Below are 9,119 nucleotides of genomic sequence, written 5' to 3'. Positions count from 1 at the left end.
GAAGTTCGTGATCACGAACATCATCGTGTCGCAGAAGTTCCTCAAGGAGCACCCGGACGTCGTCGAGGCCGTACTGCGCGGCTCGGTGAAGACCAACGCGTGGATCAACACTCACCCGGACGAGGCGAAGGCCGCCGCCAACGCCAAGCTCGAGGAGCTGACCGCCAAGCCGTTGCCGGCCGAGGTGCTCGATCCGGCCTGGAAGTCGATCCGGTTCACCGACGATCCGCTGGCCGCCACCCTCGGTGCCGAGGCGCGGCACGCGGTCGACGCGGGTCTGCTCGAGAAGCCCGACCTCAAGGGCATCTACGACCTCGCGCCACTGAACAAGGTCCTCAAGGCCGAGGGCGAGCCCGAAGTCGACGACGCCGGTCTCGGCGTCAAATAAGCCTGAAATCCATCCCGTTGAGTTCCCAGGAGGTGACGACCATGGCAACCGCCCTCGCCAAGGCCGCCGACGCCGGTACGTCGGTGGCGCACGCCGCGCGCATCGAGCATGTCTCGAAGTCCTTCGCCGGCCCGGCCGGACAACAGCTCGTCCTCGACGACATCACGCTCGATGTCGCGCCCGGCGAGTTCGTCACCCTCCTGGGAGCCTCCGGGTGCGGCAAGTCGACGCTGCTGAACCTGGTGGCGGGCCTGGACAAGCCGTCCGCCGGCGGCATCACCACGGACGGCCGCCCGGCGCTGATGTTCCAGGAGCACGCCCTCTTCCCGTGGCTGACCGCGGGCAAGAACATCGAACTCGCCCTGAAACTGCGGGGCATCGCGAAGTCCGAGCGGCGCGACAAGGCCGAGGAGCTGCTGGAGCTGGTCCGGCTGAAGGGCGCGTACGGCAAGCGGGTGCACGAGCTGTCGGGCGGTATGCGGCAGCGGGTCGCGCTGGCCCGCGCACTCGCGCAGGACAGCAAACTCCTGCTGATGGACGAGCCGTTCGCGGCCCTCGACGCCATCACCCGGGACGTGCTGCACGACGAGCTGACCCGCATCTGGCGCGAGACGAACCTGTCGGTGCTGTTCGTGACGCACAACGTGCGCGAGGCGGTACGACTCGCCGAGCGCGTGGTGCTGCTGTCCTCGCGCCCCGGCCGTATCGCACGGGAGTGGACGGTCGACATTCCGCAGCCGCGCCGTATCGAGGACGCCGATGTGGCGGAGCTGTCCGTAGAGATCACCGAACAACTGCGTGGGGAGATCCGCCGTCATGGCCAGCACTGAGGCGACGGACACCAAACCCACCGGGGGCAAGGCCACCGGGAACGGCAACGATCTCGCCGGGCTCGAAGCGGGCCTGGACGCCCTGGAGACGGTCCAGACCGGACGTACGCCCTTCCGGAAGACCCTCGTCGACAAGATCCTGCCGCCGGTCGTCGCCGTACTCCTGGTCCTGGTGGTCTGGCAGATCCTGGTGTGGGCGAAGGTCGTCGACAGCTACAAGCTGCCCGCGCCGTCCGAGGTCTGGAGCGAGGTCCGGGACGCCTGGCTGCAGGGCACGCTCCACGAGTACATCTGGACGAGCGTCTCGCGCGGGCTGCTGGGCTTCCTGATGGCGCTGGCGATCGGTACGCCGCTGGGTCTGCTGGTGGCGCGCGTGAAGTTCGTCCGGGCGGCGATCGGCCCGATCCTGTCCGGCCTTCAGTCGCTGCCGTCGGTGGCCTGGGTGCCGCCGGCCGTGCTGTGGCTGGGCCTGAACGACCGGATGATGTACGCGGTGATCCTGCTGGGCGCGGTGCCCTCCATCGCCAACGGTCTGGTGTCGGGCGTCGACCAGGTGCCGCCGCTGTTCCTGCGGGCGGGCCGTACGCTCGGGGCGACGGGCCTGCGCGGCACCTGGCACATCGTGATGCCGGCCGCGCTGCCCGGCTATCTTGCCGGTCTGAAGCAGGGCTGGGCGTTCTCGTGGCGCTCGCTGATGGCCGCGGAGATCATCGCGTCCTCGCCGGAACTGGGCATCGGTCTCGGCCAGTTGCTGGAGAACGGCCGTACGGCGAACAGCATGTCCATGGTCTTCTTCGCCATCCTCCTGATCCTGATCGTCGGTATCGCCATCGACCTGCTGATCTTCAGTCCGCTGGAGCGGTCGGTGCTGCGCAGCCGCGGTCTCCTCCCGAACCGCTGACCCGGAGAGTGTCACGTCCCATGCGCCGACCGGTCCTACTCGTCATCGCCCACGGCAGCCGCGACCCGCGCCATGCCGCGACGGTGCACGCCCTGGTGCGCCGGGTGCGCGCCATGCGGCCGGGCCTGCGCGTGGAGACCGGCTTCCTGGACTTCAACATCCCCTCCGTCCCGGCGGTCTTGGAGTCGCTGGCAGCAGAGGGAGTACGGGACGTAGTGGCACTCCCCCTGCTCCTGAACCGGGCCTTCCACGCGAAGGCCGACATCCCGGCGGTGCTGCGGGAGGCACCGTCGCGGCTGCGGATCCGGCAGGCCGAGGTGCTCGGCCCGTCGCCGCTGCTGACGGCCGCGCTCGAACGGCGGCTGTACGAGGCCGGATTGAGCCCGGCCACTGCATTGTCCCGGGGGGCAACCCCCGGACCCCCGGCCGAAAACGCCGCCTGGCGGAGCCAAGTCGGCCGGATGAAGTCCTCGACCGGGGTCGTGCTGGCCTCGGCGGGGTCCACAGACCCGGAGGCGATCGCAGTGATCGCAGAAATCGCGCGGGAGTGGCGGCACACCGGTTGGTGCGCCGTGCGGCCTGCGTTCGCCTCCGCGTCCCTCCCCCGCACGGAGGACGCGGTACGCGAGCTGCGTGCGCTGGGCTGCGCCCGCGTGGCGGTGGCCCCGTACGTCCTCGCCCCCGGCTTCCTGCCGGACCGGATCGCGCGGGGCGCGACCGAGGCGGACGTACTGGCGGATGTGCTGGGGCCTGCGCCGGAGGTGGCGCGGGTGCTGCTGGAGCGGTACGACGCGGCGCGGGTGCCGGTGCTGGCGGCGCTGGGCGCTTGAGCAGCCGCAGACGCCCGCAGCTTCTTCCCTGGACGACCCGCGGCTGCTTCCCTGCCCGAGCAAAAACGGCGCTCAGTCCTCTTGAACAGACGCGACCGCCTCACCTGCCAGCCGCACCAGCTCGGACACCGGCATCGACCCCGCCGCCCTGCGCTCGCGCGCGAAGTCGTTCGCGAGGCGTTGCAGCAGCTCGTTGAGCGGGGTCGGCACGCCGTGCAGGCGGCCCAGGAGGGCGATCTCGCCGTTGAGGTAGTCGGCCTCGATCGTGCCGGTGCCGCGGTGAAGCGACTGCCAGGAGGAGCCGGCACCACGCTCGGAGCCGTCGAAGGGCTCGAACCGCATCTTGTCCGCGCGGGCCTGCTTCTGCTCCTCGTCACCGGCGTACGCGATGCCCGCCGCGGCGAGCACGGCCTCGCCCTCGGCGCGGACGCGGTCGTAGAGCGCGATGCCCTCCTCGTTGGTGAGCACGCCGCTGACCGCCTCGATCGCGTTCGCGAGGTTGCCGAGGAGCTTGGCGTACTGCCAGCGCGTCACATCGGGCACGACCGGCGCCTCGAACCGGGACTTCTCCAGGTCCGCGGCGATACGGCGGGCCGTCTCATCCGTCCCGGACGGGTAGCGGCCGAGGTGCAGAATGCCGGTCAGCGGCGTGCCGGCGGCGGACACGACGCCCGGCTCGACAAAGGTCGCGGGCAGCCAGACGCACATGCCGTACACGCGCCGGAAGCGGCGCAGCGCGAGCCGCTGGCTCTCCACCCCGTTCTGCGCGCAGACCAGGGGCAGCCGCTCACCTGCCGTCCCTCCGCCCGCCACTGCGACCGGAGCCCAACTCTCCAGGGCCGCCGCACTGTCCTGCGTCTTGACGGCGAGCACGAGCACGTCGTCCGCCCGCAACTCCCCCAGGGCGTACGGCCCGTCGACCGTGGTCAACCGCTGCACGTGCGGCCCATCGGGCACCACCAGCCGCAACCCACGCTCGCGCAGCGCCTCGTACTGCGCACCCCGCGCAACCAACACGACCTCGCACCCGGCCCCGGCAAGACGACCACCGATCGCCCCGCCCACCGCCCCCGCTCCGATGATGATGTATCGCATGGATCAGAGCCTGCCACAGCCGCGTGTACCCGCCATCAAGATTCCGCACACAGCAACGTGGCCTGAATGCGCACACCCCGGCCACGTACCGAACAGGACGGGGCCGTCCGGGCCGACGTGGACGTTGCGCGGCAGCGCGTCGCCGTGGATCGGGCCCGGCGCGAGCAGCTCCGCGCCGCCCTGCCCGAGTCCCGCCCCCGCGAGGACGTCCCGCGCCCGTGCCTCGTCCGTCACTCGCCTCCCATGGCTGCTCAGTCCGGATCAGACACGTACGCGGCGTGTACTCGCGTACGACGTCGAGATCACGCCATACGCCGCCCAGTGTCGCATTCGCCCAGGTGGGAGCCCTGGCCAGGGCCTGCGCACTGCCTTGACGGCACGTCAGTCCGCCAGCACGATGACCAGGGCCGCCGGGGCGGCCGGACCCCCACGAGCCGCCCAAAGGAGCCGATTCTGTGACATTGGCGAGCGCGACGAAGCGGGCAGCGAAGCCCCGTCCGCCGCAAAAGGGCCGGCCCGTCGACCACGGCGCCTGGTTCCTGGTGCTACCCGCGCTGATTCCGATCCTGATCCTCAGCGTCGGACCGCTGCTGTACGGGATCGCGCTGGCCTTCACCGACTCGCAGTCCGGCCGGACCGAGCCCACGCAGTGGATCGGGACGCTCAACTTCCAGGATCTGCTGCACGACACGCTGTTCTGGGACTCGTTCCGGATCGGTCTGCTGTGGGCGGTCGGGGTCACCGTCCCGCAGTTCCTGCTCGCGCTCGGCCTCGCGCTTCTGCTCAACCAGGACTTGAGACTGCGCTGGCTGGCGCGCGCCCTCGCGATCATCCCGTGGGCGATGCCCGAGGTGGTCGTGGGCATCATGTGGCGGCTCGTCTACAACGCGGACGCGGGCATCCTCAACGAGACCATCCGCGACCTGGGCCTGGGCCAAGGCCGTGACTGGCTGAGCGGCCTGGCCACCGCCCTCCCCGCCGTGATCGTCGTTGGCGTCTGGGCGGGCATGCCCCAGACGACGGTCGCTCTGCTTGCCGGCCTGCAGAACACCCCGCGCGAACTCCATGAGGCGGCCGCGATGGACGGCGCGGGCGCCTGGCGCCGCTTCCGCACGGTCACCTGGCCCGCCCTCAGACCGGTCGCCCTCGCCATCACCGCGCTCAACTTCATCTGGAACTTCAATTCATTCGCCCTGGTGTACGTCCTGACCAGCGGCGGCCCGGGCGGACGCACCCGGCTGCCGATGCTGTTCGCGTACGAAGAGGCTTTCCGCTACGGCCAGTTCGGCTACGCAGCGGCGATGGGCTGCGTGCTGGTCGCGGTGATCTCGGTGTTCCTCGCCGTCTTTCTCGTCGGCCGCCTGAAAGGAGGTGCGGACGCGTGAAGACCGGCAAAGGCGCCCGTGCGGGCCAGTACCTCGCCCTCCTCGCGTATCTCGTCTTCCTCGCTTTCCCCTTCCTCTGGCTGATCTCCACCGCCTTCAAGCCGGCGCGCGAACTGGGGAGCCTGCACCCCACCTGGATCCCGAAGGACCCCACACTCGCCAACTTCCGGCAGGCCTTCGACGAGCAGCCGCTGCTGGGCGCCGCGCTCAACTCCCTGGTCGCGGCCGTAGGCGCGGCGCTGATCGCCGTACTGATCGCGACCCCGATGGCGTACGTCATGGCCCGGCACCGCACACGGCTGGCGAAGGCCGCGACCGGCTGGGTCGTGGTCAGCCAGGCGTTCCCGTTCGTCCTGCTGATCATCCCGCTGTTCCTGGTCCTGAAGAGCCTGCGGCTGATCAACTCCGTACCGGGTCTGATCATGGTGTACGTGGTCTGGGCGCTGCCGTTCGCGCTGTGGATGCTCGTCGGATACGTACGGGCCGTGCCGGCCGAGCTGGAGGAGGCCGCGGCGGTGGACGGCGCGGGAAAGGCACGCACCCTGGTCTCGATCACCGCGCCGCTGCTCGCGCCGGGCATCGTGGCCACGGCACTGTTCGCGTTCATCAGCGCGTGGAACGAGTTCTTCTTCGCGCTGATCCTTCTCAAGACCCCGGAGAAACAGACCCTGCCGGTCGTCCTCACGCACTTCCTCGGCGCGGAGGGCGTGGCGGACCTCGGACCACTGGCGGCAGCCGCGTTCCTCGCGACCCTGCCGTCACTGGTCGTCTTCGCGATCATCCAGAAGCGGATCACGGGCGGCATGCTCGCCGGGGCGGTGAAGAGCTGATGCGCAGGAGACCGCTCGTGGTATTGGCGGTGGTGCTGGGCCTGGTGATCAGCGGCTGCACCAGCGACGACAGCGGCTCGGAGGACGGCCGCATCACCCTCCGCTTCCAGTCCCTCGCCTGGCAGCAGGAATCCGTCGACGCCAACAAGGAGCTCGTGAAGGAGTGGAACGCCACCCATCCGGGCGTCAAGGTCGAATATGTACAGGGGACTTGGGAGAGCGTCCACGACCAGCTGCTCACCTCCTTCGAGGGCGGCGAGGCGCCGGACATCATCCATGACGCCTCGGACGACCTCGCGGACTTCGCGTACGGCGGGTATCTCGCCGATCTGACCGACCTCCTCCCCGAGCGACTCAAGTCCGATATTCCGCAGCGCAGTTGGGAGACGGCGACGTTCGGGGAGGGGATCTACGGGGTGCCGTTCCTCCAGGAGCCGCGAGTCCTGATCGCCAACGCCACATGGCTCAAGGAGTCCGGCGTACGCATTCCCACGCCCGAAAGGCCTTGGAGCTGGGGCGAGTTCAGGGAGATCACCGACGAACTGAGCAACGGGGACGGCAAGTACGGCGTGGCCTGGCCGCTCAAGGAGCCCGTCTCGGCCACGCTCAACCTGTCACTGTCGACCGGTGGGCAGCTGTTCCACCGAGGCACGGACGGCAAGGTGAAGATCCGCTTCGACGAGGCCGACGAGGTGGTGCCAGAGACCATCCACGACCAGGTCAACACCGATGGCAGCGCGTCGAGTTCGACACTCGGCAGCAGCGGCTCCGACACACTCCCCGGCTTCTTCGGCGGCAGATACGCGATGGTGCCGCTCGGCTTCTCGTACCGGCAGCAGATCGTGCAGCAGGCACCCAAGGGCTTCGACTGGCAGGTGCTGCCCGCACCGGCCGGCGCCGACGGGCTCGCCCAGGGAGTGAGTCCGCAGACGCTGTCCATCGCGGAGGACAGCCCGCACAAGGAGCAGGCCGCAGAGTTCATCGACTTCCTGCTGCGGCCCGAGAACATGGTCCGGCTCGCGCTCGGCGACTGGATGCTGCCCACAGGCACCGAAGCCCTCAAGGACCCGGCGCTGCACACGACCGAGCACGACTGGGCCACCGGAACGGCCCTCGCCGCCCACCTCCGCTCGGCCCCGGCGCAATCCGTACGTGGCTATCCCGAGTGGAAGGACAAGATCGCGACACCTGCGTTCCAGGAGTACTACAGCGGGGCGATCGGCCTGGACGAGCTGCGCGGGCGCCTGGTGGAGGACGGGAACCTGGTGCTCAAGCGCTATCAGAGGTGACGGAAGGCGACGGTCATCGATCCGACTCGCCCATGTCGCCTCCCCGTCGCATGCCCCGCCGTCTCTGTGTGACAGGCGGGGCAAGGTGACGCAAGAACGCGATCCGGCCACCGCGCACAGAGAAAGAACCAGCTCAAGTCGAGCGAGGACGCAACGTACTACTGACTGCCACTGTGCTCTGCCCCCTTGGGGTCGTCGTCCTCAGGGACGTGCCAGTGCGAGTCCGGCCAGGGCGCTCCGCCTTCGTAGATCTCACGCAGCAGCAGAACCGCCTCGTCGGGGATGCGGAAGCCCGTGGCCCAGGAAGGTTCCTCCACCGAGCCATAGATGGTGTGCAGCAGAAAGGGCTCCTCGCCGGTCAGCACCCCCAGGTCTTCCAGTTCCCTGGACACCGTGCTGACCGGCCGCGTGAACCCCTTGAGCTGCCGGTCCCCGGGATACCCAGCGAGCTTGTACACCGTGGCGCGGTCCACGGAACCGCCGTTCGCGGCGGCCGCGACGATCACTTTGGCTTGGGCGGGGTAGCGCTTCCCCAGCTCTGCGACGAAATCGCGCAGCGATTCCGCGCTCCAGGCGGCTTCGATGGTGTCTTCGCCGCGATCGCCTCCACGCAACTGTTCCAGGTCGCTGACGGAGTCCTCGTCGACCTGGAGGCCTTCAATCAACTCCTCGGCCCGGGTGAGCAGTTCAGCGGGGGTGAGCATGCAGAGGCGGACGCCGGCGTGCTCCCGCAGCTCCACCACCAGCTCGGATCTGGGACGCGCCGGAATGTCACCGTCCCTGGTGTGCCACCAGTCCTTCTTGACGTCCCCGGTCACCAACAGGACGTCGCACGCGCGGTCCTTCGCCTCCCTGAGTAACTGCACCCAGAGCAGGTAGTCGCCCGCGGCCTGTTCCGGGGGCTTGTTCTTGAAGTCCTCGTACCCCGGCGGGGTCTCCTGGGTCGCCCGCTCCTGTGCTTCCTGGACGGCCTTGTCGTGATCCGCCGCGCTGAGCGGCTCACCGATACGCCCGTCCAACAGCGGTTCCAGTTCGGTCAGTACGGGATCCGTGTGCGTCTCCGCCGTGCCCGCCAGCGCGTCCCGCTGCGACTGCCCGTCGATGGTCTCCCGCAATCTGTCCAGCGCCTCGCCCAGGGCCTTCAGCCCCTCGTCGATCCGCTCGGTGACCTCTTCGCCCTCCTTGAGGCGTACGTCCTTCACCCACCGGTCGACGGCGTCCTGCGCGGACCGCCGCGCCCTGTCTAGAGCGGTGGAGGTCTCCTTCGCCTTGGTGCTGTGGTGGTGGCGTACGGACTTCGACTCGCGGTTGCGCCAGAACTCGGTCAGCACCTGATGCGGGACCCACAACCGGTCACGCAGCCTGTCCAGTACGGCCAGGGTGTCGCGACGGGTGCGCTCGTTGGACCGGTAGAGGTTGAGGAGCACGTTGGTGTCGAGGACGACCATGCCCGTCTGGAAGAGCCGTTCGTAGTCCTCGGCGAGGGGGCTGCGATGGGCTCCGTCACAGTCGAAGATTCCGCGCCCCAGGGGCGCGCGGTCCGACTGGGCGTCGTTCGGCATGCGTGTGCT

At 69.3% G+C, this 9,119-nt stretch carries 10 protein-coding genes; 7 read left to right on the top strand and 3 right to left on the bottom strand.

The window, feature by feature from the left end:
• The 4 genes from OP79_RS23830 to OP79_RS23815 all read left to right on the top strand — a co-directional run.
• Window positions 1-388, top strand: a 388-nt coding sequence (locus OP79_RS23830; RefSeq protein WP_033322640.1) for a sulfate ABC transporter substrate-binding protein, incomplete at its 5' end; no start/stop codon positions are given.
• A 41-nt stretch (window positions 389-429) separates the two neighbouring features.
• The gene (locus OP79_RS23825) at window positions 430-1,218 is read left to right on the top strand and encodes an ABC transporter ATP-binding protein (RefSeq protein ID WP_033322638.1); all 789 of its coding nucleotides are present in this window, start codon (window positions 430-432) and stop codon (window positions 1,216-1,218) included.
• Window positions 1,205-2,119, top strand: coding sequence for an ABC transporter permease (locus tag OP79_RS23820; RefSeq protein ID WP_033322636.1), 915 nt, complete (start codon window positions 1,205-1,207; stop codon window positions 2,117-2,119). The genes OP79_RS23825 and OP79_RS23820 overlap by 14 nt, the downstream gene beginning before the upstream one ends.
• Before the next feature lie 20 nt (window positions 2,120-2,139).
• Window positions 2,140-2,949 carry a sirohydrochlorin chelatase gene (locus OP79_RS23815; protein ID WP_033322634.1) on the top strand — a complete coding sequence of 270 codons (810 nt, stop codon included), beginning with the start codon at window positions 2,140-2,142 and terminating at the stop codon, window positions 2,947-2,949.
• 72 nt (window positions 2,950-3,021) lie between these two features.
• Here OP79_RS23815 and OP79_RS23810 read toward each other — a convergent pair whose 3' ends face one another.
• Both OP79_RS23810 and OP79_RS23805 read right to left on the bottom strand, forming a co-directional pair.
• Window positions 3,022-4,044, bottom strand: a complete 1,023-nt coding sequence (locus OP79_RS23810) for a ketopantoate reductase family protein (RefSeq protein ID WP_033322632.1) — start codon at window positions 4,042-4,044, stop codon at window positions 3,022-3,024.
• A 3-nt stretch (window positions 4,045-4,047) separates the two neighbouring features.
• Window positions 4,048-4,278, bottom strand: coding sequence for a hypothetical protein (locus OP79_RS23805; protein ID WP_033322631.1), 231 nt, complete (start codon window positions 4,276-4,278; stop codon window positions 4,048-4,050).
• 221 nt (window positions 4,279-4,499) lie between these two features.
• On the opposite strand from OP79_RS23805, the gene OP79_RS23800 reads away from it, so the two are divergent.
• From OP79_RS23800 to OP79_RS23790, 3 genes are read left to right on the top strand one after another with little or no spacing between them, the layout of a single operon-like run.
• The gene (locus tag OP79_RS23800) at window positions 4,500-5,429 is read left to right on the top strand and encodes a carbohydrate ABC transporter permease (RefSeq protein WP_033322630.1); all 930 of its coding nucleotides are present in this window, start codon (window positions 4,500-4,502) and stop codon (window positions 5,427-5,429) included.
• Window positions 5,426-6,259: a carbohydrate ABC transporter permease gene (locus tag OP79_RS23795; protein WP_033322628.1), complete on the top strand. Its 834-nt coding sequence runs from the start codon at window positions 5,426-5,428 to the stop codon at window positions 6,257-6,259. The genes OP79_RS23800 and OP79_RS23795 overlap by 4 nt, the downstream gene beginning before the upstream one ends.
• Window positions 6,259-7,548, top strand: coding sequence for an ABC transporter substrate-binding protein (locus OP79_RS23790; protein WP_033322627.1), 1,290 nt, complete (start codon window positions 6,259-6,261; stop codon window positions 7,546-7,548). The genes OP79_RS23795 and OP79_RS23790 overlap by 1 nt, the downstream gene beginning before the upstream one ends.
• A 158-nt stretch (window positions 7,549-7,706) precedes the next feature.
• On the opposite strand, the gene OP79_RS23785 is transcribed toward OP79_RS23790, so the two are convergent.
• Window positions 7,707-9,110: a PIN-like domain-containing protein gene (locus OP79_RS23785; RefSeq protein ID WP_033322626.1), complete on the bottom strand. Its 1,404-nt coding sequence runs from the start codon at window positions 9,108-9,110 to the stop codon at window positions 7,707-7,709.
• Window positions 9,111-9,119: the final 9 nt, after the last annotated feature.

This window comes from Streptomyces yerevanensis, from assembly GCF_000716805.1.
GTDB classification, from domain to species: Bacteria; Actinomycetota; Actinomycetes; order Streptomycetales; family Streptomycetaceae; genus Streptomyces; species Streptomyces flaveus.
Note: the sequence above shows the minus strand (reverse complement) of the source record. Positions and strands in the feature narration are given on the sequence as shown.